Below are 25,720 nucleotides of genomic sequence, written 5' to 3' on the forward strand. Positions count from 1 at the left end.
GCCGGGCACTAGAACTTGATGACGGAACGGTCCGCGATGAGCACCGGCGAGTCGTACACCGGCACGTCCCGGAAGGTGTGCGAGTCGCCCTGGACCGACCAGTTCGCGGCGGGGACGTCGAAGACCGCCCCGGTGCGTACGTCCACGTAGACCGGATCCTCGAAGTTGCCGCCGGTGAACGTCAGATCCGTGGACCTGCGGGTGTTCTCCTCGCTGGGCTTGGCCGCCCCGGACCAGACGCCGACGATCTGGCGGCCGGTGCCGCGCTTCGCGAACGCCTGGACGGTGAGCGAAGTGCCGGGCGTGGCCCTCCAGGTGTAGCCGGTCAGCGGCTCCACCGTGCTGTCGAAGAGGGACGCCACGTTCTGGACCGCGTAGTACGAGGGCTTGGCGTAGCGGATGCTCTTGTCGGTGTTGGTCTGCAGCAGCCCCTTGCTGTTGATCTTCGAGGGGTAGTGCAGGTCGGAGATGCTGAAGACGCTGGTGCTGATGCCGCGTCCCAGGTCGTTGAGCACCCGGCGCAGGACCCACTTCGTCTGGCTGAGTTCCGTCCAGTCCAGGTCGCCCAGGGCGCCGAAGCTGCCGGGCCTGCTGGGCGCGCCGTTCTCGCCCTGCCGCAGGACGGCACCGGGCGCGTATCGGGCGATCAGTTCCCTCAGCTTCTCCACCTGCCCGTAGGTCCACGCGTCGTCGGGGTTGGGGTTGTACGGGTGGTAGGTGAAGCCGTCCAGCAGGTCGGCCTTGCCCTTCTCGGCGAGCCGGACGAGGAAGTCCCGGGCGTAGGGAACGTCGATGCCCGCTTCCTGGCCGTAGATGACGGCGTCCGGCTGTTCGGCGCGGATGCGGGTGGCCGTGCGCACGAAGAAGTCGGTGTAGTCGGCCACCGGGATGCCGGCGAGGTTGGGTTCGTTCCAGACCTCCCACTCGGTGACCCGGTTCTTGTACCGCTTCACCATGGCGGTCACCCAGGCGTCCCATGCGGCCAGGGCCTCGGCGGAGGTGGGCAGCTTGCCGCCGAGGCCGGAGCCGCCTCCTCCGGGGTAGGCGCCGTTGCCGTAGGACAGCTGGAGCCAGGGTTTGACCCCCCGGCCGTGGGCGTCGTCGACGATCCGGTCGAGCCACGTCCAGTCGTAGACGCCCTTGGCCTTCTCCGTCTTCGCCCAGCCGCCCTGGAGCCGGGCGCTGGTCGCGCCGAGCCGTCCCAGGTAGGGCGCGAACGCCTGGTAGTCGGCGTAGTCACGGTCCAGGGTCTCGGCCCCGATGATCAGGTTGGAGGTGCCGACCTGCCGTGCGGTGCGCGGGGCGACCGAGCCGAGGTACCGCCATCCCCCGGGGGCGCTCTCGGTGGTGGTGCGGACGTCGTCGACCCAGGCGGTGCCCGTACCGGCAGTGGACACGCCGGCCCGAAGGCTGTTGAGTGCCGTGGCGGAGGTCCGGAACGCCAGGCGCTTGGCCTTGCGCTCGCCGTCGATGTACAGCTCGGCGGTCGCCGTGGACGGGTGGGCCACCACTTTGATGTCGTACCAGCGGTCGGCCTCGTAGGCGCCCAGGTCGACTCGTCGGGCCGCGTCGTAGGTGTACAAACGCCCACCCGCGCCCATGGCCACGGTGACGCTGTGCCCGCTCGCGCTGTCGAGGTGCACGCCGATCGTCGCCGAGGTCTGCGCGGCGCGCAGCCTGAAACCCGCGACGACGGTCGAGGACGTGGTGCCGAAGCTCGTGCCCGCCGTGACCGGGGCGCTCGTGGAGGTGTCCTGCAGACGCAGGCTCCGGTCGACGGTGCCGGGCACGTCCTGCACGGTGGCGTCGCCGCCCGAGCCCGTCACCGACCAGCCGGAGGGCGTCGTGCTGGGTGCGGTGGTGTCGAAGTCACCGGTGACGTCGGCGGCGGACGCCTGTCCGGCGGTGGCGGCGGAGATCAGGCCGCCGACGAGCGCGCCCGCTACCAGGAGCGCCAGAGATCTGCCGGATGTCGTGGGGGAGGGGTTGACCATGGTTCCTGCCTTCTTCCTCGGAGGCTGGTCCGGCCGGGTGGCCGGCCCGCGGCGGGACTGCCCCGCCGCGGGAGGGGGGAGGGATCAGTCGTTGAGGGACGGGGTGAGACGGCTCTCTTCGTAGGCGCGCAGGGTTTCGGCGTCCGCCGGGTAGGTGCCGCGCAGTGGGGCGCCGGCGGCGACACGCTCGGTGATGAATGCCTCCAGCCGCTCCTGCTCGCGGGCCTGGCGGGCGATGACCGGAACCAGGTGGCGGGGTATGCAGACCACGCCGTCGGCGTCGCCGACCAGCACATCGCCCGGGTAGACCGCGACTCCGGCGCAGCCGATCGGGACCTGGAGGTCGACGGCGTGGTGCAGGGCCAGGTTGGTCATCGCCGCCGAGCCGGTGGCGTAGACGGGCAATGGGAGACGCCCGATCTCCTCGATGTCGCGCAGCGTGCCGTCGGTGACCAGCCCAGCGGCACCGCGTACCGAGAGGCGGGTGAGGAGGATGTTGCCGGCGGAGGCCGCCCGGCCCTCGCCACGGCAGTCCACGACCAGGACCTGTCCGGGGCCGACCTGTTCGATGGCGGCGCGCTGCGGGTGGTCGTAGTCGTCGTACACGTCGAGGGTGTCGATGTCCTCGCGCGCCGGGATGTAGCGAAGGGTGAACGCCTCGCCGATCATGCGCTGCGCACCGGAGGTCACGCAGGTGAGTCCGGCGAGGAAGGTGTTGCGCAGGCCGTGCTTGAAGAGCTGGGTGGTGATGGTGGCGGTGCTGGCCTCGTGGAGAGCGGCCAGGTCGTCGGGATTCAGCGGCGCCTGGGGCGTCTCGGTCATGATGCGGGTCCTTAGGGCTGGTTGGTGGTGGTGTGCACCGAGGTGGTGGCGGGGGAGTCGAGGGCCGGGTCGGTGCCCGGCGGTCTGATCTGGGCCGCCAGCCCGCCGTCCACGGTGAGCACCTGGCCGGTGATGAACGAGGCGTCCGCCGAGGCCAGGAAGGCGACGGCCGCGGCGACGTCGGAACCGTCGCCCACGCGGCCGAGGGGCACCGGCTGGGCACGGGCGCGTTTCTGGGCGGCGTCCAGCAGCTCGAAGCGGTCGTTGACCACGGGGCCCGGCGCGACGGCGTTGACGCGGATGCCCAGGGGAGCGAGCTCCAGGGCCGTCGCCCTGGTGGTGGCTTCGACAGCGCCCTTGGAGGCGTCGTAGGCGACCGCCGAACGGTGGGCGCGGGTCGCGCCGACGGAGGAGATGTTGACGATCGCCGCGCCGGCCGGCATGACCCGGGCCGCGGCGACGGTGCACAGGAAAGTGCCCCGGGCGTTGACGGCGAAGCTGCGGTCCCAGTCCGCGGGGTCGAGGTCGAGCAGGTGACCGCGGCCCAGCATCGGAGTGGCGGCGTTGTTGACCAGCACGTCCAGTCCGCCCAGTTCCTGGACGGCACGGGCGACGCAGGCCTCGACCTGCGCCGGGTCGGAGACATCCCCCGGGCACGCGACGGCACGCGCCCCACGGTCCCGCAGCGCCGCCGCCGCCGCTTCCGCCTCCTGTACGTCGGGGCCGTTGACGGCGACGGCGGCGCCTTCGGCGGCCAGCCGGACGGCGATGGCGAGTCCGATGTTGCGGGCTCCGCCCGTGACGAGGGCGACCAGGCCGGCGAACCGCCCGTCCGCTGCGGGCTCCCCGTCGAAGCGGCCCGTCACCGTGCGGCCTGCTGACGGTCCACGACGGCAGCGGCGCTGGTGGCGGCCCAGGTGAGCGGACCGGACGACGCCTTGACCAGCTCCGGATCGAGCCGCATGCCCAGACCGGGGCCCGACGGCACGTGCAGCCGGCCACCGGTGTAGCGCACCGGTTCGGTTACTACGTCCCGGGTGTAGAGCAACGGCCCCACGGGGTCACTGGGCACGGTGACCGGTGGCATCGCCATGGCGACGTGGGCCGCGGCGGCCGTACCGACGGACAGTTCCTGCGTGGTTCCGACCAAGCACGACTTCCCGGCCGCCTCGGCGATCGCGAAGATCCGCCGGGCCGGGGTGATGCCGCCGATCGCGATGACACTGACGTTGAACACGTCGACCGCGTCGGCGGCGACCAGGTCGAGCGCCCACCGGAAGCCGTAGACGTGCTCACTGATCGGTACGGGCAGGCGGTCGCGCGCGTACACCAGCCCGCGGACGTCGTGGTTGGGGGCCGGCGCCTCCACGAGGTCGAAGCCCACGTCGGCGACCCGCTCGGCGAAGTTGCAGGCCGCTTTGGCGTCCAGCAGGTTGGAGAAGTCGAGCGACTTGATGGTGATCCGGTCGCCGAAGCGTTCGCGGGCCGCGCGCAGGAACCGCTCGTCCAGATCCAGGCGGCGCCCGACGTACACCCGGAAGAACTCGAAGCCCTCCGCGACGCGCCGCTCCACCATGGCGAGGTTGCGCTCGACGTCCTCCTCGTGCTGCTGGCGGAAGATCGGGTATGCGATGGGGACGGACTCGCGGACGGCGCCGCCCAGCAGGTCGCACACCCGGACCCCGAGCTGCTTGGCCGCCAGGTCCCAGAACGCGATGTCGACCCCGCACTTGATGGCGCGGCTCTTGTCGTAGATGTACCCGGCCTGGGGGAAGTTGGCCTCCAGGCGTCGTTCGACCTCCGTGAGCTGGAGGGCGTCCAGTCCCACCAGGATCTCGTTGAGGGTGGCCTCCAGCTCCGGCACGTCGAAGTGGAAACGCGGCAGGTGCTGGAGGTCGGACATCTCCCCGACTCCGGCCAGCGAGTCGTCGTCGGTGTGGAGTTCGACGAGGATGTGGCCGCAGGTGATGCTGTTGTGCCGGGGGGTGTTGATCGAGGTCAGGTCGACCCTGGTCACCTTCGCCACAGTGGGCTCCGTTCCTTGTTCTGCGAGGTCGGTGTGGTGGAGGGCGGCCGGACGTCGCCGGCCGCCGAGGACCGCGCGGGCGTGCCAGCCGGGGTGCCGTGCCGACCGGGCGCCCTGGCGAGCAGTTCGCGGGTGTACTCGTGGGCGGGGGCGGCGTAGATCTCCTCCGCCGTCCCTTCCTCGACGATCCGGCCGTGGCGCATCACCGCGATGCGGTGCGCGACCGAGCGGACCACGGCCAAGTCGTGGGTGATGAACAAATAGGCCATGCCGTGCTCCGCCTGGAGGTCGGCGAGCAGGTTGAGCACCTGTGCCTGGATCGACACGTCCAGGGCGCTGACCGCCTCGTCGCAGACGATCAGCCGGGGACGCAGGGCCAGGGCCCGGGCGATGGCGATGCGCTGGCGCTGCCCGCCGGAGAAGGCGGAGGGGAAGCGGTCCAGGGCGAAGGAGTCCAGCCCGACGTCCCGCAGGAGTTTCGTGAGGGTGTCCTCGTCGGCGTCGAGACCGTGCACGTTCAGCGGTTCCGCGAGAATCTGCCGGACGGTCAGCCGGGGGTCCAGGCTCGCGTACGGGTTCTGGAAGACCACCTGCACCTCCCTTTGGAGCCGCCGCAGGCCGGCCGGGCCGGGACGCGTCACGTCGATGCCGTCGTAGCGGACGGTTCCGCCGGACGGGCGCTCCAGACGGAGCAGCAGTTTCGTGAGGCTGGTCTTGCCGGAGCCCGACTCGCCCACCAGCGCCAGCGTCTCGCCCGCCTCGACCCGCAGGCTGACCTCCTGCACGGCGTGGACGTGGCCGGTCACCCGGCGCAGCACCCCGCCGCGGACCGGATACCGCAGGTCCACCGCGTCGAACTCCACGAGCGGTCGCCCGTCCGCGGCCGCGACCGCCGGACCGGGGTCGCTCGCGGCCGCCGGTGCCGGCTGCGGGGCGGGCAGCTCCACCGGGGCGTCGGCGAACAGGCAGGCGGCGGCGTGGTCGCCGTCGAAGACGGCCAGCGGCGGGACACCGGTCGTGCAGTCGGCCACGGCGACGGGGCACCGGGGGGCGAAGGAGCACCCGGGGGCCCGGTCACGGAGCCGGGGCGGCTGGCCCTCGATGGACACCAGACGGGTGCGCGCCGCCGCGTCGAGCCGCGGGGTGGCCGCGAGCAGCGCCTGGGTGTAGGGCATCCGCGGACTCTTCAGGACGTGTGCGGCCGGGCCGCTCTCGACGACGCGGCCGGCGTACATCACCGCCACCCGGTCGGCCTGTTCGGCGACCACACCGAGGTCGTGGGTGATCAGGATCAGCCCCATGCCGAGGTCCACGCACAGGGAACGGAGCATCGCCATGATCTCCGCCTGCACGGCGACGTCCAGGGCGGTCGTCGGCTCGTCGGCGATCAGCAGCCGTGGGCGGGCCGCGATGGCCAGGGCGATGGCGGCGCGCTGCCGCATGCCGCCGGACAGCTCGTGCGGGTACTGCCGCAGCCTGCTCTCCGGATCCGGCATCCGGGCCTGCTCCAGGGCCTCGACGGCGCGGCGCCGGGCCTGTTCGCGGGTGAGCCGCTCGTGGGCGCGGACCGCGTCGGCGATCTGGGTGCCGATGGTGAGCAGCGGGTTGAGCGCGGAGGCGGGGTCCTGGAAGACCATGGCCACCCGACGGCCCCGTACGGACCGCCACTGTTTGCTGTCCAGAGTGCGCAGGTCGGTGCCGTCCAGCCGGAGGGAACCGGTGGTGGTGCACACGGGCTCGGGCGGGTTGAGCCCGAGCAGGCTCAGGGCGGTGACGGTCTTGCCGGAGCCCGACTCACCGACGACGGCCAGGGTCTCGCCGGCTTCCAGACGCAGGTCGACGCTGTCCACGGCGCGCACCGGAGGGCTGGGAGGGGTGCCGTTGAAGGTGACGCTCAGGTCTTCGATCTCGAGAAGGGGCATGGCCGGTCCTCACCCGTCCAGGCGGGCTTCGGCGAGCCGCCACTGGCCGTCGACGTCGAGCTGGACGCCCTTGAGCCTGCTGCTGTGGATGAGGGGCGACTTGGCCTGGTGCAGGAAGACCCAGTAGTTGTTGTCGATGATGCGGCGCTGCGCATCGGCGTAGGCGCGCTTGCGCGCCGGCCTGTCGCCGGTGCCGGCCGCCTCGTCCAGCAGCGCGTCGAGGACGCGGTCGTCCAGCCCGGACCAGTTGTTCGGTCCGTCGCTGGTGAAGTACGGGTCGAACGCCAGCGACGGGTCCAGGCGCGGTATGTCGATCACCAGGAGTGCGGCGTCGAAGTCCCGGTTCTTCATGCGGTCCAGTTGCGTCTGGAACTCGAGGACTTCGGCCTTGGGGGCGAAACCGGCGGCGGTGAGCTGGCTCTGCAGGAGTTCGGCGATGGTGGGGTCGGGAGCCCGGCGGCGGGCGACGACGGTAATGGGGACCTCACCGCGCGATCCGGCCTCCGCCAGGGCGCTGCGCGCCTTGGCGGGGTCGTGGGGGAGCGGGGCGATGGAGTCGTCGTAGAACCAGTCGGAGGAGGTCGCGAAGGACGGGGCGATGTCGTACTCGTCACCGGCGGCCGCCTTGCCCACCGCGCGGCGATCGACGGCGCGGGCGAACGCGGCTCGCACCTTCGGGTCCTTGAACGGCCCCTTGGTGACGTTGAGGGCGACGTAGTAGGCGCGGCGCACCCCTCCGTCCTTGATGACGACCTGCTTGTCGCCGCCGAGCTGCTTGTACTCCTCCGGTGGCAGGGCGCGTACCAGCTGGACGCCGCCGGTGGACAGTTCGGCGCGCAGGACCTTGGCCTCGGTGACGAAGCGCAGGACGACCTTGTCCAGCTTCGGCAGGCTGCTGCCGTCCGCGGCCTTCGCCCAGTAGGCGTCGTTGCGCTTCGCGGTCAGCTGTACCTTGGACCGCCACTGGGCGAAGGTGAAGGGGCCGGTGCCGACGGGCCGGCGTCCGAAGTCCGCCCCGTGCTTCTTCAGGGCGGCGGGGGAGGCGATCATCCCCGCCTCGTGTGCCAGGTGGGTGAGCAGGAGCGGGTCGGGCGACTTGAGCGCGATCCTGACGGTCCTGGCGTCCGGCGCCTCGACGGAGGCCACGTTGGCGAGCGCCGCGGCCTTGGTGGAGCGGGTGGCAGGGTCCATCACCCGGCGCAGGTTGAAGACCACGGCCTCGGCGTCGCAGGCCGTCCCGTCGTGGAACTCGACGCCCCGGCGCAGGGTGAGGGTCACCGCGGAGTCGTCGGCGTCCCACCGGGTGGCGAGCGCCGCTTCGAAGGTCCCGTCCGGACGCTGACGGAGCAGCGCGTCGAAGAACAGGTTCAGCACGTTGCGGTCGGAGGAGATGGCGGCGCTCAGCGCCGGGTCCAGGGTGACCGGCTCGTTGTCGAATCCCGCGGTGAGGGTGCCGGAGGAGGAACCGGACGAGTCCGAGCCGCCGCATCCGGCGAGGCCGAGGGCGGTGGTGGCGGCGGCTCCGGCCAGGACGGCGCGGCGTGACAGGCCGACGGAGGAAAGGGGCATGGCAGAGCACTTCCTTGTGCGGATTGCGGGTGCTGGGGAGGCGGAGCGGAGAGGGACCGCCCGCAAGGAGGCTGCGGCTGTGTGGGGCAGCGGGGCGTGGCCTTTGTGCCGGTGAGCAGGGAAGCCGCTCGGCGCGCCGGTGAGGGCGCGGCTCAGTGGGTCAGCGAGGCGGCGTCAGCTGCGGCCGGTGCGCGTCGAGCGCGTCGCGCAGGGCGTCGGCGAGCATGTTGAACGCGGCGACCGTGATGAGGATGGCCAGGCCGGGGAAGACGCTCAGCGACCAGTTGGCGCTGAGATGGTCGGTTCCACTGGCCACCATGGCGCCCCAACTGGGCTGCGGGGGCTGCACGCTCAGGCCGAGGAAGCTGAGGGCGGCCTCGGCCATGATGGCGGTGGAGACCTGGAGCGCGGCGAAGACCAGCAGGGTGCCGGCCAGGTGCGGCAGCAGGTGGCGGCGCATGATGGCGGACTGCGGTACGCCCACGATGCGCGCGGCCGAGACCCATTCACGGGTCCGCAGGGACAGCACCTCTCCGCGGACGACCCGGGCGAAGCGGGGGGTGGTCACCACGGCGATGGCGATGAGCGCGTTGCGAAGGCCCGGGCCGAGGGCGGCGACCACGGTGAGGGCGAGTACGAGCAGCGGGAAGGCGAGCAGCCCGTCGGAGACACGCATGATGACGGCGTCCAGCCATCCGCCGCGGTATCCGGCCACAAGGCCGAGGACGGTTCCCACCACGAGGGCCGCGCCCACGGTGACGGTGGCGACTTCGACGGTCACGAGTGCTCCGGCGACGATGCGGGCCAGGATGTCCCGGCCGAGTTCGTCGGTGCCCAGCAGGTGCTGTGCGCTGGGGCCGGTGAGGAGACGGTCCGTGTCGGTGGCGCGCATGCGCTCGGTCATGAACGGCCGGGCGGCGGCCGCCAGTACCAGCAGCAACAGGACAGGCAGGGCGAGTTGGGCGCGGCGGTCGTGGCGCAACCGGTCGAGGACCGGGCGGCGCGAGGCCGGGGCGAGGGTGTCGGTGGCCATCGTCGCTCCTGTCAGTACGTGATGCGCGGGTCGAGCCACGCGTAGATCAGGTCGGCCAGCAGGTTCACCAGGAGGACGAAGACCACGACCATCAGGACGGCGCCCTGGACGACGGGCAGGTCCCGGCTGAAGATGCCGTTGACGATCAGGGTGCCCATGCCGGGGACGGTGAAGACGGTCTCGGTGACCACGGTGGCGCTCATCAGTGCGCCGATCTGCAGGGCCACGACGGTCACGACGGGGACGATGGCGTTGCGCAGGGCGTAGACGCCGACGATCCGACGGCGGGACAGGCCGCTGGCTTCCGCGGTACGGATGTAGTCCTCGTTGAACGCGGCCAGCAGGGCGGCGCGGGTCTGGCGCATGGTGACGGCGGCGATGGTGGAGCCGATGGTGACCGCCGGCAGCACCATGTGCCGCAGGTTCTCCACCGGGTCCTCGGTGAACGGCACGTACCCGGAGGGCGGCAGCAGCTTCAGCCACAGACCGAAGACCAGGATGAGCAGCGCGGCCAGGTAGAAGTGCGGTGCCGACAGGGCCAGCAGACCGGCGGAGTTGAGTGCGGTGTCGGTGGGCGTGCGTCGCTTCACCGCGGCGAGGACGCCGGCGGGTATGCCGATGAAGAGGGCGAAGAACAGTGCGATGAGGCCGAGTTCGACCGTGGCGGCGAGCCGCTCGCCGAGTACGGTGCCGATCTCCTCGCCGGTGAGCCAGGAGGCGCCGAGGTCTCCGCGTACGATGCCGCTGATCCAGTCGGTGAACTGCCTCCAGAGAGGGGCGTCCAGGCCGAGGTCGGTGCGCAGTGCTGCCCGGTCCTCGGCGCTGGCCTCCTGGCCCAGGATGTCCAAGGTGGGGTCTCCGGGCATCAGGCGCAGCAGGAGGAACAGCACCATGGAGACGACCAGGACGACGGGTATCAGCTGGAGTAGGCGGCGTATCAGGTATCCGGTCATCTTGCCGGCTCCGTTTGTCTGTCGTGTTGTCTGTCGTACGTGGCCGGGTCACCGGCCACCGGGCCCCGCGGCAGGCGGCGCAGCCACTCCAGCCGTGGTGCGGGGGCGAGATCATAGGCGTAGAGGACGAGGGAGCCGGCCCCGTGCGAGCGGGCCTGCCGGGCGATGTCCAGGAGCTCCTCCTCGGTGTGGGTCTGAGCGGCGCCCAGGTGCCAGCCGGCCGTGACCTGGGCTCCGGTGCGTCCGGCCGCGACGATGTCCCGTCGCAGAGCGCAGGCGTCCCCGGCCAGATTCGTGACCGTGAGGGAGCCGGCTGCGGAGGCCAGTGCGTGCAGGTCGCCTGAGGATTTGCCGTCGCACGCGTAGGGGTCGTCGGTGGCGCGCACGGAGAGCGGCAGCTCTCCCGAGGCCTCGGCCGCCGCCCGTACGAGGTCGCCGGTCACCTCGGCTCGCACGGCGAGGACCGCGTCGTGCAGGTCCTGGCCCAGGGCGGTGACGGCGTCCTCCGCGATGCCGCCCGCCGGTCGTGGATCGGCCAGCTGCGCGAGTACGGCGGCCCGCGTCCTGGCGGCCGTCTCGTCACCGTCGATGCCGGCCCCGGCGAACCGGGTGGCGCAGGCCGAGCAGAAGCAGAGAGAAAGGAGCCAGCGGTCCACCGGCCGCAGCGCCGCCCCGCACTTGTCGTGCGCGCTCTGGTGCTGCCAGCCCAGGTAGCCGAACGCCTCCAGTTCCAGGCCGCTCACTCCTGGCTGCCCGGCCGTCTCGGCGACCAGGGTCCGGGCGTAGCGGACCGCTTCCGGCTGGGCGGGGCACAGGGCGTGCCGATAGGGGTGGCCGAAGGCGTTGCGCAGGGCCAGGTCGGGCCGGGCGGTGGCCAGACCCGACTGGTGCAGACCCACCAGCCAGCCGGTCACGGCGACACCGGAGGCCACCAGGGCCGCGGTCGCCTCCGTCGCCTCGTCACCGAGCACGGGCAGGGACAGACCGCTTCCGTCGTCGCCGCAGTCGTCGTGCCGGGCGAACCAGCGGCCGGCGGGGAAGTCCACCACGGCCGCCGGGTCGCTCGTCGTCAGCAGCCAGCGTCCTCCGTGGTAGGCGTACGCCAGACGCACCCGGTCCACCCCCGAGGCCCGCAGCCGCTCGGCCTCCGCCCGGGACGCGCGGCGGAACGACAGCGGGTGGGCGAAGATCTCGGTTCTCACCGTTCGTCCCCGAGCGCGCTGGACAGGGTCCGCTGGGCCTTGCGGATGTGGGCACGGGTCAGGTGTTCGGCCCGGTCGGCGTCGCCCTGTTCCATGGCCTCCAGAATGGCCGTGTGCTCCGCGGCCTCCTCCTCGAAGGTCGCCCGCAGCCGCCAGCCCAGGCCCGCCACGAACGCGGTCAGGTCCTGCAACTGGTCCAGGAAACCGCACAGGAAGCTGTTGTCGCAGGCGGTGTACAGCTCCCGGTGGAAGCGCCGGTTCGCGATGCCCAGGCCTTGCGTTTCGCCGGATCCGATCAGTGCGGCCGCTTCGTCGAGCGCACGCCGCGCCGCGGGGTACGGCGCGGCTCCGCGCTGCTCGGCGGCCAGCCGCACGGCTTCGGGTTCGGCCGCGCACCGGGCGGAGTACAGCTCCCGCACCAGTCTGTCGTCGGGTTGTCGGACGCTCACGCCCTGGTAGGCGTTGATCTCCACCAGACCGGTCGACTGCAACTGCTTGAGCGCCTCACGCACCGGGGTCTTCGAAACGCCGTACATCTCGGCGAGTTCACGCTCCACCAGTGCCCGCCCGGGAGGCAGCGCCCCGTCGAGGATCGCCTGCCGCAGCGCGTCACGCACCCGGTCCGTGCGGGAGGCCGGCTGCCTCAAGGGGGGCAGCGTGACGGGGGGAGGAGAGGCGGCACCCGATGTTTCGTACTCGATGCTTGGCATGGCGGCATGCTGGTATACCACGATGCCGACGCGCAACCCCCTGGTGTCATTCTCGTGAAATCCTGTCCTGAGTTGATGGATCGTCAGAACGTTGACAACTCGTACCGCCTTGCATCTGAAGCGCGAGTCTGCCAACGTCACTCCTGCAACTCGCTCCCCGTAAAACGAACTTGGGCGGGTGACGCCGCGGGCGGGCAGCCGCTGACGCGTGGGGCTGCCGACACTCCGCGATCCGCGAGCCGGGGCCTGACGGGGCCTGCCCATGCCGGATGCGAAGCCTCCGGTGCTGTTCCCTCAAGCTACAGGTGTGCGAAGCGGTGTCCCTCCCCCTCGGTCGCTCGTGAGGTCTTGCGCGTACCAACGGTGTCCCCGCCGATCCCTCAAGACCGGGCGGAGCGACGTTCGCGCGAGCATCCGCAAAGAAAAGGCAGCAATGAAACGCACAGGCGTATACGCAGTGTCAGCAGTACTGTTCGGATCAGCGATACCCTTCGGGCTCACCGGTTCGCAGACGGCGCAGGCCGCTTCCCGTACGTTCTACGTCAGCCCCAGCGGCTCCGACAGCAATCGGGGGACGTCGCCGGCGGACGCCTTCCGTACCCTGCAGAAGGCTGCTGACAGCACTGCGCCCGGAGACACCGTCTCCATCATGAACGGCACCTACCGGGAGCGACCGGGAGGTACGGACGTGATGGTGATCTCCCGCTCCGGCCGGGCCGGAGCACCCATCACCTTCCAGGCGCATCCGGGGCACCGCCCCGTCATCAACCCCGTCGCCGCGTGGAACGGCATCCGCGTCAGCGGGGCCTCGCACATCGTCATCCGCGGACTGGAGGTCAAGGGCAACAGCGCCGACATCTCCCTGTCCGAGGCCGAGCGGGGCGCCAGTACCAAGCACGGGAAGTACAACGGCAACTGCATCTGGGCCGAGCCGAACAAGTCATCCGGCGCCAGGCCGCACCACATCGACATCATCGGCAACACCGTCCACCACTGTCCCGGCCTGGGAATAGGCTCACGCGGCGCCGACTACATGACGATCGACCGCAACCACGTCCACTCAACCTCGTGGTACACCGTCTTCGCCACCAGCGGCATCTCGATCCTGGCCGCGCAGGACATCGACCGGGGCGACGGCAGGACATACAAGATCCGAGTCACCAACAACATCGTCCACGACAACGAGACGAAGGTGAAGTGGGAGCGCTGCAAGTGCTACTCGGACGGTAACGGCATCATCATCGACACCCTCAAGGACAAGGCGAAGGCGGGAGAAAGCGGTCCCGACTACCAGGGACGGGTCCTGGTCGCCAACAACGTGTCCTACAACAACGGCGGCTCGGGCATCCACTCCTTCAAGAGCCAGCACGTGGACATCCTGTACAACACGACGTACCGCAACGGCCGCAGCACCCGTATGGAGAGCTACGCCAACGTCTACGCCCACGACAGCACGGACGTCAAGATCCTCAACAACGTCGCCTACGGCCGTCCGGGCCAGGCCACGAACTCCCGGCACAAGAACGTCGACGTCACCTACGACTACAACGTCTACTACGGCGGGCGGGCGCCCGAGGTGAAGGGCCCGCACGACATCATCGCCGACCCCAAGATCGTTGAGCCCGGCGACAACGCCGAAGCCGCCTTCCGGCTACGCAAGGGCTCTCCGGCCATCGGCTCCGCGAAGCCGATGGCCCAGGTCACCACGGACATCACCGGCGCCCGCCGGTCCGCCGACGCGCCCGACCGCGGAGCGTACGCCTTTACCACGGACGGAAAGGCTCCCGGCACCAATCCCACAGCGACGGCGCCCGGGGCCGGCCCCACAGCGGAGACCAAGGACGACACCTCTTCCCGGAACCCCGGCACCGGGACCGGCGGAGACGCCGACGGGCAGAACACGAACCCCTCGGACGAGACGGGGCAGGGCACCGGAAACGATGCCCGGGCCAACGGTGACAGCGAACCGCTGGCCGAAACCGGAGCCAGCGTGACAGTACCCCTCGGAATTGGCGCCGCGGCGCTGGTACTCGGTGGAGCGATCTTCTTCCTGGTGCGCCGCAAGCGCTCCTGACGACCCGCATCCCACCCCTGACCTCCGTCACCTGGGCACACCCCCCGCCCGGATGACGGGTCGTCGCCACCCGGGCACCCCCCGCCCGGGTGGCGGCCCTCCCGCCACCCGGGTGCCCCTCCCCCGGGTGGCGGGCCTTTCACGCCCCGGGCGTGGAGACGTCCACGTCACCGCGGCCCGGGTGGTTCTGCCAGACTTGCGGCATGGCGGCACACACGAACAAGACGGAGACTGCGGGCCGTGACGCTCGTGCGGTGGTACCCGATCCGCCACGCGTCGCATGGCGTAAGCACATGCGACAGCGTGTACTGGACGCCGCACGCGATCTGGCGTGTGCCGCGGGCTGGGACCAGGTGAGTCTGTCGGCCGTCGCCGCGGCGGCCGAGGTGTCCCGCCCTTCGGTTTACAAGGAGTTCGGCAACCGGGCGGGCCTCGGCCGTGCCCTGGTGGTCAGGGAGACACGCGAGTTCCTGGAAAGCGTGGCCCAAGCCCTTTACCCCGGGTTCCCGGACACCCGTGCCTCTCTGGAGGCGGCTGTTTTCTTCGTCCTCACCGAGGCCGACCGCAACCCGCTCATACGGGCTGTCGTCATGGCTGCCAGGGAGGGCTCCGACAGCCTGCTGCCCTACCTCACCGCACGTGCGGACCCGATCTTCGAAGCGGCTCAGGGCCTGCTGCGCGCATGGCTCGCGGAGCGTTTCCCCGAACGGGACGAGGAGCTCATCGACATGGCGGCGGACATCGCCGTTCGGATGACCATCAGTCATCTTCTCCTTCCCGGCGCGGATCCCCAGCTCACCGCAAAGCGACTCTCCCTGGCAGTGCTGAAAGTGTTGCAATAGCGGCGAGTGCCGATGACGAATGCGCGACGATTTTACCGGGGGTCATGCTCAAAAACCAGTCCTTATCGACCTGCACCGATGAGCTGGCTGGAAAGAGAGCGGTCCGTGGAGTTCGATCCCGACCTTTGCCTGAAGCCCGGAGGGCTTCAGGCAATCCGGATACCGAGATTCGGGTCCACGTCATGGCCAGAAAGCTGCTTCCTGCAGTGGCAGTCAGATGGATTGCGATTTTTTGTCGGCTTGCAGCCGCCGGAGCGTTGATTTAAACAAAGCTTCCTGGTGGCCTGAGTCGGAGATTCACCGGGGAAGGTCCAGTCCCATCAATCCGCGAGGTCCGGGCCCGGGTCGGGGGCGTGTGAGCGCCCCGGCCCTGGGCAGACGGCGCCTGACTGGGGAGTGAAGTGCGAGGGCGGCGCGTACCGGCGAAGAGTAAGCGCCGCCCCCGCACGCGCCTCCGGTGCTGCGGGAACCAGGGCAGCCGCGGCGGCAGGGGGACCGCTTCGGCGGTGGAGCGCTGCGGCAGCAACCGGAACCACCCTTTGCCGGCGGACCGCACGGTGACCACGCGACCGCGCCCTCGCAGCCGGTCTGAACGACTCCATCGCCGACAAGGTCCTGGCCCGCCACTCACGCCGGATCACCGTGCCGCAGGAGGGCCGCCGCGTCCCCGCAGTGGACGGCAGCGGGTGCTGCGGCCGGTGTATTGCAGGCGGCCTGCGGCGTCGTAGTGGCCCAGGAGCACCGTCCGGGGAGTGGCGAGGGAGCCGGCGGCCGCTCTGGTGATGGCCTCGGTGGTGACCCGCACCTACTGGTGAAGTAGCAGTACTCCGACGCTGCGCTATTCATGGTCGTTCCTGGTTTCGTGTGCCGCGCTCCCGGGCTGGATGTGATCTCGTCCGGCACATGCGGGGCCGGAGCCGGATGACCGGGGCGCCTTGAGGTAGAAGCAAATCGACTGAAACGGGCTGAGGTTCGATGCACCTGTCGCTCGAAGTGCGTAGAGCGCATACGCCTCAGCGAAACCAGCCGGGACAAATGTAGGCTTCGGGCGGGCGAAGTAACCGGGGTCGCCAACCGACTGCCTCGCTGGCCGTCGGCCCGCCTGCTCACTCCGGCGGGCCGGTGGCCGGATCGTGGTGGCGCGCAATCAGGGCCCGGTCTTCCGCCGATATGAGGGCGTGCACCAAGGGTCGGTGGGATGCCAGCGCATGGGACAGTGCATCGAAGACGGTCACCGGCAATGGTTGTGCCCTCTCGCTGTCACCGAACATGAGCTGGATGAGCTGTGCCAGAAACTGCAGGACGTCGTCGTGTGCGTCGCCGGGGACTCGTCCCCTGTCCTGGCCGAAGGCCGTGAGAAGGGCGTGCACGGCCGACACCAGGTGGGGGTGGCGCATGTCCATCAGCAGCCGCGTTCCCTGGAGCGCCCGGTCGTAGAGATCGCCGAGTTCCCTGTCGCTCATGGTCGTGCGATCGGCCAGCAGCAGTTCGAGCAGGTCGTGGGCGAGCGATGAGGCCGGAGCACCGTCGACCGGACTGAATATGGTCACGGCCTGGCCGAGCCACCGGAATACCGGGTCCAGGGCATGCCGCATCACCGAGTCATTGGTTCCGCCGGACACGCGCGAAGAACGACCGCGAGCCGGGCGCCGGCCCGCCCCGCCAGTGCCAGAGCGAGCACCTGCACGATCTCGGCGAGGGCGGCCGTGCGGCGCCCGTATCTCACGGTCAACCCCGCTACTTGCTCGACGAAGGTTCGGCGAGCGCAGCGAGCGGTATCGCAGAACAAGCGCCGGACACACAGGTCGATGACGACCGGACGCCCGCCCAGGGCAGCATCGGCCAGACGCCGCCGGTAGCGGCTATGGACTCGCCGGGTCGGCGTACCGCAGCCGGGGCAGGGCACGGCCGTGCCGTCCCGGGGCCGCGCGACGATCAGTACCTCGTCCTCCAACACCTGCACCTGCTCCACCAGCACCGCGGCCAGGTATGGAAGGAACTGCTGCAACATCCCCTCACACCATCGCAGCGTCCCGCTGCCCCGACCGGCGCGTCACCGGCGCAGCGCAGCACAGTCCGTGCATGCCAGCCCAGCATGACTCTCCGTTACCGTTTCACGGAAATCTTGACAGAGCCCATCGAGAAACCGGGCTTCGTCCTCGAAGACGAGCCAGGCGTCGAGCGCCGCCACGGTTCTTCCACGCTCGGCCAGGTCTCCTTCACCCAGCCGGCCACCACGTTCTCGTCCCGCTCGATCGCGCGGCGGGCGGGGACCGGGCAGCTCCAGCCATGCCGCTTGAGCAGGGCTGCCACCCCTTGCACGGTGTAGCTCTTGTGGAACCGGCGCCCGATCAGCGTCTTGATCCGCGACAGGGTCCAGGCCTGCTCCGGCCAGCCGTGCGCCACCGGGCCCTTGAGCAGCTCACGCTCCAGCACGGCGAACAGGTCCTCGCTCAGCAGCGCCAGTGATGCCGGCCCCTTCGAGGCCAGGCTCCTCGGCCCACCGCGGGACCAGGCCTTGCCCCGGCGCTGCACCGACCGGACGCTGACACGCAGGTCGTGCGCGATCACCGTGTTCTCGTCGCCGTGCCGGAACCGCTCGGCCGCCTCCAACCGCAACTTCCCACGCAAGAACCGACGTTCCTCGGCCAAGCCACCGCCCTGGGCATACCTTACGTACTCGGGATACCGCAGGGATCATGAGCCGTCAGCCCTCCGACACCACGCTTTGAAGGTCAGTAAGCAGACGAACCAGACGGGCGTGACATGGGTAAAGCCATCCGGACGCACGGTGCACAGCCAGACATTCTTTTCTCGTCCAAGCGCAGGCGGACAGCCGGTCCTGGCTCCCTGACAAGATCACTCACTCCACTATCCGACCAGCAGGCGTGATGAAACGCATCGGGCAGCGCGTCGGATCACAGGCCGCTCCCTTCGCAAGCGGCGCTATCAGTTTGTGTGCTCCGCCGATGTCTGCCGTGAGCACAGGGTGACCGCTCGATGCAGAGCGTCCCGGCACGCGAGGATGGCCGGGTGTTGACCGCTGCCGGATCGTACGACGGTGAAGACGCGACGCGTGCGCTGGCCGCGAGGAAGTTGCCGCAGGCCAATCGTCGAGGGCTGCCCGCTCCAGACAAGACCGGGGAGGAAGGCTGCGGCAAGTTGCTGCTCCACGAGACGCTGGTGGAGCAGGAGATCGGTGGTCTCGAACCGTACGTCGGGTTCAAAGCCGGCATCCCGGCACAGGGACATAGCCCAGTTCCGGGCTGGTGTGCCTTTAGGTTCCATCACCCAGGGGTGGTCTGCAAGTGAGCGAAGTGCCGCCATGGGGTTGTCGGTCTCTGGACCGGCGAGGCGAGGCAGGGCGAGGTGCAGTGGATCGTCCAGCAGGTCCTGCTGTTCGAGTCCAGCAGGCCGTGGGTTACGGGTGCCGGGGTATTCCTCGGCGAGGATCAGGTCGAAGTCGCGGGCTTGGAGAGCTGACAGCGCCTCCTCCGGTTCCATGTGTGTGACGTGGACACGCAAATGCGGGTGGCGGTCGCGCAGCAGTCCGAGCGCGCTCGGGACCAGAGTCAGGGCGGCTGTCTGGAACGAAGCGATGCGTAGGGTGCCGGTCAGCTCGGTCAAGGAGGAAGCGATGTCAGCCTCGGCGCGCTCCAAGCGTTCCAGGACCGCTTCGGTGTGGGCGACGAGGATTTCGGCCTGCGCGGTCAGCCGCACCCGCCGTCCTACGGGTTCCAACAGCTGGAGACCGACTTCGGCCTCCAGCTGGGAGAGTTGTTGGGAGACGGAGGAGGGCGCATAGGACAGGGCGGCGGCCACGGCAGCGAGAGTGCCGCGGTGCTTGAGTTCGCGCAGGAGGCGTAGCCGGTGAAGGTCAAACATCAGAGGCCTAGCTGGATTCGTCGGTTTTTCCGATGAGTATAGGTAATAAAGTTTCGCTGGACCGATCGAGGGAGGACATCGGACCCTGATCGCGTGTCTGAGAACCCTTCTTTCCCCTCTGAGCTGCCGTGGTTCATCCGGTCCGGCGCCCGCACCTGGCGGTGCCGTCCCGCACCCGCCGAGGTGCGCAAGTTCCACGCCGCGCTGCCCAACTACACACTCACTCCCCTGACTGAAGCTCCATCGATCGCCGCCGAGCTGAGGGTCGGCCGGGTCTTCATCAAGGACGAATCGTCCCGCTTGGGCCTGCCCGCGTTCAAAGCACTGGGTGCATCATGGGCGATCCACCGCATTCTCGCCGAGCGGGTCTCAAGCGGTACAGCGGCGGGTCCGGTAACCCTAGTGACCGCAACCGACGGTAACCACGGGCGGGCGGTGGCCCGCACGGCACGCCTGCTCGGAGAGCAGGCCCACGTCTTCGTCCCGCGGGGCGTACATCCGCAAGCCGTGGCCGCCATCGTCGCCGAAGAGGCGAAGGTCACCGAAGTCCCGGGGCCGTATGACGAGGCCGTACGCCTGGCTGCGGAGGCTGCCACGGGGCAGGACTCGGTGCTGGTCCAGGACACCGCCTGGCAGGGGTATGAGCAAATCCCGGGATGGATCGTCGAGGGCTATTCCACCCTCTGCGCCGAAATCGACGACCAACTGAGAGCCGCAGGACTCCTTGAAGGGCCTGATCTTGTCGCCGTGCCTGTTGGCGTGGGGTCACTGGCTCAGGCCGTCGTAACCCATTACCGCAGCCGATCCTCCGAGCGGGCGCCGGCGCTGCTATCGGTGGAACCCGAGGCCGCGGCCTGCGTCCTTGAAAGCCTCACTCTCGGTGAGCCCGTAAGCGTTGCCACGGGAAAGACCGCCATGGCCGGACTGAACTGCGGCACGCCTTCGAGTATCGCCTGGCCGTACCTGTACGGCGGCCTGGACGCCGCGGTTGCTGTCACTGACGCCGACAGTGCCCGCGCGATTGGCGATCTTGCCGCCCTCGGGATCTCCTCAGGTCCCTGCGGAGCCGCCACGCTCGCCGGTCTGCGCGCCGTGCTCACCGGCACGGACGCTCAAGAGCGGCGTACGGCACTGGGGCTCGATGCGACGTCGGTGGTCGTGCTGTTGAGCACCGAGGGAGCGGACGCCAATCCGCAATCCGTCGTCATGGACGAACGCTCGGGTTTGGAAGGGGCCGAGTGGTGAACAACGCCCTTGCCCGACACCCGGCAGACTGTTTGGACCAAAGGGGCACTTTACAGTCGCGCTGGGCATCCAGGATTTACTGAACCGTGCCCCCTGCGAACCGGGCTTGGCCTACTTGATGCCTTGCGGCGTCCAGGCGCTGCGACAGCACTGCGATGCCGCAGCCGCTGCCCGGGCGGGCACAAGTCCTGATGCTTGCAGCAGCCCTTGGCAACCGACCCTCACTCTCCAGCCCTCCGAGGCTGGGCCTGTGTCCGCCCGGAGCCGTCGCGAGACGGGGCGACTTCTCCAGTGGCGGGGCGGTGAACCACGCCGTCCACGGTTTTGGCCTCTTCCATTCTGATTCATCGGCTTCGAGACCACCGCCATTGCTGCGACGAGATCGTATGCCCGGCAAGGCACCCTGTCCCCAAGCACCCTTACCTCGCCGCATTGATCGTCGGTGGTGGCTTGTCCACTGTCTCCTGTTGGCCGTGGTCTTGACTGCAAGTACCGCCACCGGCAGTCCTTGCGTAGTGCAAGGAAAATCAGTCGGAAAATCCGATGGCTATTGCTCGGAAACCTTCGCTAGACCGATCTGAGGCGGCTGGGGCACGGTGCTCAGCAAGCACCGCCACGTCCGTGAGCGCCACACCGTCCCGTTCCGGCCAGAATCTAGAATTTCGAAAGGTTCCCTATGCTTCCCGAGCTTCCCGCGACCTCAGGGGCCACCGCCGATCCCCTTGACCCGGACTCCGGCCGCCTGCTGGCCAGGTTGATCTCCATCGATTCGGTCAACCCCGATCTCGTGCTCGGCGGCGCCGGCGAGGCCGCCATCGCCGACTTCTGCGGGGATTGGCTGGCCGCCCGCGGCTTTGAGGTGCACCGACTGGAGAAGCGCCCTGGTCGGCCCTCGCTCGTCGCGATCGCCCGCGGGACCGGCGGTGGTCAATCCCTCATGCTCAACGGGCACCTCGACACCGTCAGCCTCGCCGACTACGACGGCAACCCACTCGACCCGCAGATCCATGGCGGAAAGATGTATGGCCGCGGCGCCTTCGACATGAAGGGCGGCATCGCGGCCATGATGGTCGCCGCAACCCGTGCCACCGCCCGCGGCCCGCTGCGCGGCGATGTCATCCTCGCCTGTGTCGCCGACGAGGAGTACGGCAGCTTCGGCACTGCGGAAGTGCTGGAGTCCTTCACCGCCGACGCGGCAATCGTCATCGAGCCCAGCCACCTCGAAGTCACCCTCGCCCACAAGGGTTTCGCCTGGTTCGATGTAGAGATCGAGGGCCGTGCCGCTCACGGTTCACGGCCCGACCTTGGCATTGACGCCGTCACCAAGGCCGGGCACTTCCTGGTTGCTTTGGAAGAACTCGGACAGCGCCTGGCGCAGGGCCCGGCACACCCCCTCCTGGGCACCGGCACCGTGCACGCCTCGGTCATACACGGCGGTCAGGAACCTTCCACCTACCCAGCAAACTGCAGCATCACCCTGGAGCGCCGCACCGTCCCCGGAGAGAGTGCCAGCAGCGTCGAGCGGGAGCTGACCGAGGTCCTCGACCATCTCGCCGCAACGGTCCCCGACTTCCGTTACCGACTGATCCGCGGCCTGCACCGCGCCCCCTTCGAAGCCGATCCCGAAGCCCCGATCGTGCGTACCCTCACCCGGCACGCCGAACACGCTCTTGGCCACCCGCCCACAGTGCGCGCCGAGCCCTTCTGGACCGACTGCGCCCTCCTCGACCAGGCTGGCATCCCTTGCCTGCTCTTTGGCGTTGACGGCGAGGGCGCACACGCGGCCACGGAATACGTCGACCTCGCCTCGTTGGATCGCCTCACCGACATCCTCACCGCCACCATCGCCGACTTCTGTTCCTGAGTCCTCGACCGGACCCGCCCGGAGCTCGGCAGGGATGAAAGGTGCCTCACCATGACCACTCAGGTTGACCAGCACTCCGGCGGCAGTCCAGCCGCCCACAGCGCGTCCGACGAGGGCTACCAGCGCGGCCTCAGCGCCCGCCAGGTCCAGATGATGGCGATCGGCGGAGCCATCGGCGTCGGCCTCTTCTACGGGGCCGGCGCCGGCATTGCCTCCATCGGCCCGAGCCTGATCGCCTGCTACACCGGGGCCGGAATTGTTGTCTTCTTCATCATGCGGGCCCTGGGCGAACTGCTCACCTACCGCCCCACTTCCGGCAGCTTCCCGACTACGCACGCGAGTTCCTCAGCCCGTTCGCAGGCTTCGTCACCGGATGGTCGTACTGGGCGGTGTGGGTCTCCGCCTGCATGGCTGAAGTGACCGCCGCGGGCCACTACATCGCCTATTGGTGGCCCTCGATACCTGTATGGACCACGGCTGCCGCTGCCCTTGCCATTCTCTTCATCGCCAACCTCGTCTCCGTCAAGCTCTTCGGCGAGTTGGAATTCTGGTTTGCCGCAATCAAGGTGGTGGCGATCATTGCGATGCTTGTGATCGGCTTCGGCGTAATCACCTTCGGGTTCTCCGCCGCTGGAGACACCGCCTCCATCACCCACCTGTGGGCAGACGGCGGCTTCGCACCCCACGGCGTCTGGCAGTCACTGCTAGCCATGCAGGGAGTGATCTTCGCCTACCTCGGCGTCGAACTTGTCGGCGTCACCGCAGGCGAGGCGGAAAACCCCAAGCAGACTCTGCGCAAGGCGATCAATACCTTGCCCCTCCGCATCGCCATCTTTTACGTCGGCGCGCTGGTCGTCGTCCTGTCCGTCCTGTCCTGGACCGAGTACGCCCCCGGCGTCAGCCCTTTCGTGCAGGTCTTCGCCAAGGTCGGCATCCCCGGCGCTGCCGGCATTATGAATTTTGTCGTTCTGACCGCAGCCCTGTCCTCCTGCAACTCGGGCATCTACTCCACCGGCCGGATGCTCCGTGGCCTGGCAGTGAACGGAGAAGCTCCAGCCGCCATAAAGAAGCTCAGCGGACGCCAGCTCCCGCTTGCCGCCCTGGCGCTGTCCACCTCGGTTATGGGTATCGGCGTCATTGTCAATGTGGTCTCCCCGGACAAGGCATTCATCTACATCACGGCCGTCGGCACCTGTGCAGGTCTGTGGACCTGGAGCATGATCCTCACCGCCCACCTGCGCTACCGCAGCAAGGTCCGCGCCGGGCTCCTGCCCGCCACCGACTTCCGGATGCCAGGCGCCCCCGTCACCAACTGGATCGCCATCGCCGCGCTCCTCTTCGTCGTAATCCTCATCGCCATGGACGCCGACACCCGCACGGCACTGTACGTCTGGGCCGTCTGGTTCGCCGCACTCAGCGTCGGCTACCGCATCCTCACCCGAAAGGCGTATACATGAGCACCGTGGAGAAGAACCTCCATAGCCTGGGCCTGTCTCTGCCCCAGGTGGCCACCCCGCTGGCCGTGTACGTCCCCGCTGTCCAGTCCGGCCGCCACATCCACACCTCCGGTCAGCTCCCTCTCGTCGACGGCGCGCTGCCACTGACCGGAAAAGTCGGTGCGGAGGTCACCCCAGAACAGGCCAAGCACCTCGCTCGCGCCTGTGTTTTGAACGCCTTGGCCGCTGTCAAGCAGCTGGTCGGCGACCTCGATCGCATCGCCCGCGTCGTCAAGGTCGTCGGATACGTCGCCTCCGCACCGGACTTCACTGGCCAACCCGGCGTCGTCAACGGGGCCAGCGAACTGCTCGGCGAAGTCCTCGGAGACAGAGGCCTCCACGCCCGTAGCGCGGTCGGCGTCACGATCCTCCCCCTCAACGCTCCCGTCGAGATCGAAATTCAGGTAGAGCTGTCCGACTGAGGAGGCGGGACTGTGACGCGGGACCGCCGTCCCGTAACCCAGACGGATCACCAGCTGGGCGTGACCGTGCGAGCCGTCGCCCGTCAGGCTCGAGGCGGCTGCGCAGGTCGGTCCACGCCAGTGCCTGATGCAGGAGGGACACCTGTTCTGTTCACCACTGCGGACGGCGATCGTTCAGGGTTTCGGGCAGTGTCCGGACAGCTGCCGAAACCGGACAGGGTGCAGGGTCGATGGTGCGAAGCCTCAGGTGCCTCAGACGGTCTTGACAGTGGTGCCGCTGTTCTCGAGTGCGGTGGTCTCGTCGTTGGGTGCGGTGGTGTCGGTGACAAGGATGTATACGAGGCTGGAGGGGCCGACGTAGGCGTGCGCGGTCCGGCCGAGTTTGGTGCCATCGGTGGCGGCGATGATGGGGCGCGCCGAGGAGATCACCGCTTTCTTCACTGCTGCTTCGTCGAGGTCGTAGGCGGTCATGCCGTCGGCGGCGGTCAGGCCGCAGCAGCCCAGGACGGCGGTGTCGAAGCGCAGCGCCGACAAGGAGGCGAGGGTGAGGGGGCCGGTGAGGGATCCCTCGCCGGCGCGGGGTCGACCCCCGGGAGCCAGGAGTGAGGTCGGTTTGGGAGTGTCGCTGAGGACGCTGATGGCCTGCAGCGACAGAGGCATCACGGTGACCTGCCGTCCGCGCGGCAGGCGTGCGACTTCCAGGCAGGCCGTGCCGCTGTCCAGCGGGACGGTCTCGCCGTCGGCGATGAGTGAGGCCACCTCGGCCGCGATCGGGCGTTTGCGTCGACGGCTTCATGGGCGCGCAGCGCGAAGGGGGGCGTCTCCCCGTAGCAGCAGGGTGCGGGCGCCGCCGCGGAACCGTTCGAGGACACCTTGCGCGGCCAGGTGATCGAAATCGCGGCGGATGGTCATCTCCGAGGCGCCCGTCAGGTCGGTGAGCTCGGCGACCGTGGCCGTTCCCGCCTCCTGGACGGCCTGGACGATCAGACAGTGGCGTTCCGCGGTGCTCGTACCGTCACTCAGCACCACCCCTTCCAAACAACAACAGTGTTCGAAAAAGGCTGTGTCGATCAGGCTGGTTGTTCGTTATAGTGTCCGGCATGGAGAGAAAGCCACGCGTGGCTCGTGCTGCGACATTCGTCTATTTCATCCTCAACGGCACGTTGCTGGGCATGTGGGTGGTGCAGATCCCGGCCATCGAGGAACACGTGGGCATCAGTCACGCGACCCTGGGGGGCTTTCTCGTGCTGCTGGGCGCCGGAGCCTTTGCCGGCATGCAGGTCGGTGGCCGTCTGTCCGACCGGCTGGGCACACGCACCGTCGTTCCCCTGGCCGGCGTACTGTGCAGCGCGACCCTGGTATTGCCCGGTCTCGCCCGAGAGCCGTGGGCCCTCGGAGCAGCCCTGCTGGCCCTCGGATTCGGAAACGGCACCCTGGACGTCAGCATGAACGCACACGCCGTACAGGTGGAAAAGGCATACCGGCGGCCCGTCATGTCGGCCTTCCACGCCACGTTCTCCGTCGGCGGTGTCCTGGCCGCACTTGCCGGCGCCGCGGCCATCGACATCGGCTGGGGCCCGGCCATGACACTGGCCACGGCCGCGGGCATCGGCGTCGTCGTCGCCCTGGTGCCAGCCCGTGGCCTCCTACCCGCTGTGCCG

The 25,720-nt window shown here is 69.2% G+C and carries 20 protein-coding genes and 2 pseudogenes; 7 read left to right on the top strand and 15 right to left on the bottom strand.

Translation table 11 applies throughout. The features are described 5' to 3' along the window. Positions 1–8: 8 nt before the first annotated feature. The 10 genes from AB0L29_RS33045 to AB0L29_RS33090 all read right to left on the bottom strand — a co-directional run bounded on the left by AB0L29_RS33045 (position 9) and on the right by AB0L29_RS33090 (position 12,231). A complete protein-coding gene (locus AB0L29_RS33045) occupies positions 9–1,994 on the bottom strand; it encodes a hypothetical protein (RefSeq protein WP_365832611.1) in 1,986 nt (661 codons plus the stop codon). A gap of 84 nt (positions 1,995–2,078) precedes the next feature. Further along, a complete protein-coding gene (locus tag AB0L29_RS33050; RefSeq protein WP_365832613.1) occupies positions 2,079–2,816 on the bottom strand; it encodes a ribonuclease activity regulator RraA in 738 nt (245 codons plus the stop codon). A gap of 11 nt (positions 2,817–2,827) precedes the next feature. Next, on the bottom strand, positions 2,828–3,682 hold the full coding sequence (locus AB0L29_RS33055; RefSeq protein ID WP_365832615.1) for an SDR family oxidoreductase: 855 nt from the start codon (positions 3,680–3,682) through the stop codon (positions 2,828–2,830). Then, positions 3,679–4,842, bottom strand: coding sequence for an enolase C-terminal domain-like protein (locus AB0L29_RS33060; RefSeq protein ID WP_365832617.1), 1,164 nt, complete (start codon positions 4,840–4,842; stop codon positions 3,679–3,681). The genes AB0L29_RS33055 and AB0L29_RS33060 overlap by 4 nt, the downstream gene beginning before the upstream one ends. Continuing rightward, entirely contained in the window at positions 4,830–6,764 is a 1,935-nt protein-coding gene (locus AB0L29_RS33065; protein WP_365832619.1) for an ABC transporter ATP-binding protein, read from the bottom strand. The genes AB0L29_RS33060 and AB0L29_RS33065 overlap by 13 nt, the downstream gene beginning before the upstream one ends. Before the next feature lie 9 nt (positions 6,765–6,773). Beyond that, positions 6,774–8,333 carry an ABC transporter substrate-binding protein gene (locus tag AB0L29_RS33070; protein WP_365832621.1) on the bottom strand — a complete coding sequence of 520 codons (1,560 nt, stop codon included), beginning with the start codon at positions 8,331–8,333 and terminating at the stop codon, positions 6,774–6,776. 160 nt (positions 8,334–8,493) lie between these two features. Then, on the bottom strand, positions 8,494–9,366 hold the full coding sequence (locus AB0L29_RS33075) for an ABC transporter permease (protein WP_365832623.1): 873 nt from the start codon (positions 9,364–9,366) through the stop codon (positions 8,494–8,496). An 11-nt stretch (positions 9,367–9,377) separates the two neighbouring features. Continuing rightward, positions 9,378–10,319, bottom strand: a complete 942-nt coding sequence (locus AB0L29_RS33080) for an ABC transporter permease (protein ID WP_365832626.1) — start codon at positions 10,317–10,319, stop codon at positions 9,378–9,380. Beyond that, on the bottom strand, positions 10,316–11,521 hold the full coding sequence (locus AB0L29_RS33085) for a hypothetical protein (protein WP_365832628.1): 1,206 nt from the start codon (positions 11,519–11,521) through the stop codon (positions 10,316–10,318). Before AB0L29_RS33085 ends, AB0L29_RS33080 begins: the two co-directional genes overlap by 4 nt. Further along, positions 11,518–12,231 (bottom strand): GntR family transcriptional regulator, encoded by a 714-nt coding sequence (locus tag AB0L29_RS33090; protein ID WP_365832630.1) that lies wholly within the window; start codon positions 12,229–12,231, stop codon positions 11,518–11,520. The genes AB0L29_RS33085 and AB0L29_RS33090 overlap by 4 nt, the downstream gene beginning before the upstream one ends. Positions 12,232–12,880: 649 nt before the next feature. Here AB0L29_RS33090 and AB0L29_RS33095 point away from each other — a divergent pair. Both AB0L29_RS33095 and AB0L29_RS33100 read left to right on the top strand, forming a co-directional pair. Continuing rightward, complete coding sequence (locus AB0L29_RS33095; protein ID WP_365832632.1) at positions 12,881–14,305, top strand: choice-of-anchor Q domain-containing protein; 1,425 nt, start codon at positions 12,881–12,883, stop codon at positions 14,303–14,305. Positions 14,306–14,508: 203 nt separating this feature from the next. Continuing rightward, complete coding sequence (locus AB0L29_RS33100) at positions 14,509–15,147, top strand: TetR family transcriptional regulator (protein ID WP_365832634.1); 639 nt, start codon at positions 14,509–14,511, stop codon at positions 15,145–15,147. 1,106 nt (positions 15,148–16,253) lie between these two features. Here the strand turns inward: AB0L29_RS33100 and AB0L29_RS33105 are convergent. From AB0L29_RS33105 to AB0L29_RS33120, 4 genes are all read right to left on the bottom strand, one after another. Beyond that, complete coding sequence (locus AB0L29_RS33105; RefSeq protein WP_365832636.1) at positions 16,254–16,769, bottom strand: hypothetical protein; 516 nt, start codon at positions 16,767–16,769, stop codon at positions 16,254–16,256. Beyond that, entirely contained in the window at positions 16,742–17,158 is a 417-nt protein-coding gene (locus AB0L29_RS33110) for a transposase family protein (protein WP_365832638.1), read from the bottom strand. The genes AB0L29_RS33105 and AB0L29_RS33110 overlap by 28 nt, the downstream gene beginning before the upstream one ends. Before the next feature lie 95 nt (positions 17,159–17,253). Then, complete coding sequence (locus AB0L29_RS33115) at positions 17,254–17,778, bottom strand: winged helix-turn-helix domain-containing protein (protein ID WP_365832640.1); 525 nt, start codon at positions 17,776–17,778, stop codon at positions 17,254–17,256. Positions 17,779–18,096: 318 nt separating this feature from the next. Beyond that, a complete protein-coding gene (locus tag AB0L29_RS33120) occupies positions 18,097–19,032 on the bottom strand; it encodes a LysR substrate-binding domain-containing protein (RefSeq protein WP_365832642.1) in 936 nt (311 codons plus the stop codon). A 93-nt stretch (positions 19,033–19,125) separates the two neighbouring features. On the opposite strand from AB0L29_RS33120, the gene AB0L29_RS33125 reads away from it, so the two are divergent. The 4 genes and pseudogenes from AB0L29_RS33125 (at position 19,126) to AB0L29_RS33140 (ending at position 24,059) form a co-directional block, all read left to right on the top strand. Then, positions 19,126–20,277, top strand: a complete 1,152-nt coding sequence (locus AB0L29_RS33125) for a diaminopropionate ammonia-lyase (RefSeq protein WP_365832644.1) — start codon at positions 19,126–19,128, stop codon at positions 20,275–20,277. A 676-nt stretch (positions 20,278–20,953) separates the two neighbouring features. Next, the gene (locus AB0L29_RS33130) at positions 20,954–22,141 is read left to right on the top strand and encodes an ArgE/DapE family deacylase (RefSeq protein WP_365832646.1); all 1,188 of its coding nucleotides are present in this window, start codon (positions 20,954–20,956) and stop codon (positions 22,139–22,141) included. Positions 22,142–22,192: 51 nt separating this feature from the next. After that, a pseudogene (locus tag AB0L29_RS33135) lies at positions 22,193–23,598 on the top strand (amino acid permease). Next, positions 23,595–24,059: a RidA family protein gene (locus AB0L29_RS33140; RefSeq protein WP_365832648.1), complete on the top strand. Its 465-nt coding sequence runs from the start codon at positions 23,595–23,597 to the stop codon at positions 24,057–24,059. Before AB0L29_RS33135 ends, AB0L29_RS33140 begins: the two are co-directional and overlap by 4 nt. Before the next feature lie 252 nt (positions 24,060–24,311). Here the strand turns inward: AB0L29_RS33140 and AB0L29_RS33145 are convergent. Then, positions 24,312–25,088: pseudogene (locus AB0L29_RS33145) on the bottom strand (DeoR/GlpR family DNA-binding transcription regulator). Between the two features lie 71 nt (positions 25,089–25,159). Between AB0L29_RS33145 and AB0L29_RS33150 the strand changes: the two are divergent. After that, a partial coding sequence (locus AB0L29_RS33150; RefSeq protein WP_365832650.1) for an MFS transporter occupies positions 25,160–25,720 on the top strand: 561 nt, incomplete at its 3' end.

The organism is Streptomyces sp. NPDC052701 (genome assembly GCF_040678355.1).
Lineage (GTDB): Bacteria > Actinomycetota > Actinomycetes > Streptomycetales > Streptomycetaceae > Streptomyces.

Coding starts and splice junctions, on each gene's coding strand:
- AB0L29_RS33045 (WP_365832611.1), bottom strand. CDS start 1,994: ATGGTCAACCCCTCCCCCACGACATCCGGCAGATCTCTGGCGCTCCTG.
- AB0L29_RS33050 (WP_365832613.1), bottom strand. CDS start 2,816: ATGACCGAGACGCCCCAGGCGCCGCTGAATCCCGACGACCTGGCCGCT.
- AB0L29_RS33065 (WP_365832619.1), bottom strand. CDS start 6,764: ATGCCCCTTCTCGAGATCGAAGACCTGAGCGTCACCTTCAACGGCACC.
- AB0L29_RS33070 (WP_365832621.1), bottom strand. CDS start 8,333: ATGCCCCTTTCCTCCGTCGGCCTGTCACGCCGCGCCGTCCTGGCCGGA.
- AB0L29_RS33075 (WP_365832623.1), bottom strand. CDS start 9,366: ATGGCCACCGACACCCTCGCCCCGGCCTCGCGCCGCCCGGTCCTCGAC.
- AB0L29_RS33080 (WP_365832626.1), bottom strand. CDS start 10,319: ATGACCGGATACCTGATACGCCGCCTACTCCAGCTGATACCCGTCGTC.
- AB0L29_RS33090 (WP_365832630.1), bottom strand. CDS start 12,231: ATGCCAAGCATCGAGTACGAAACATCGGGTGCCGCCTCTCCTCCCCCC.
- AB0L29_RS33095 (WP_365832632.1), top strand. CDS start 12,881: ATGAACGGCACCTACCGGGAGCGACCGGGAGGTACGGACGTGATGGTG.
- AB0L29_RS33100 (WP_365832634.1), top strand. CDS start 14,509: ATGGCGGCACACACGAACAAGACGGAGACTGCGGGCCGTGACGCTCGT.
- AB0L29_RS33110 (WP_365832638.1), bottom strand. CDS start 17,158: ATGTTGCAGCAGTTCCTTCCATACCTGGCCGCGGTGCTGGTGGAGCAG.
- AB0L29_RS33120 (WP_365832642.1), bottom strand. CDS start 19,032: ATGTTTGACCTTCACCGGCTACGCCTCCTGCGCGAACTCAAGCACCGC.
- AB0L29_RS33130 (WP_365832646.1), top strand. CDS start 20,954: ATGCTTCCCGAGCTTCCCGCGACCTCAGGGGCCACCGCCGATCCCCTT.
- AB0L29_RS33140 (WP_365832648.1), top strand. CDS start 23,595: ATGAGCACCGTGGAGAAGAACCTCCATAGCCTGGGCCTGTCTCTGCCC.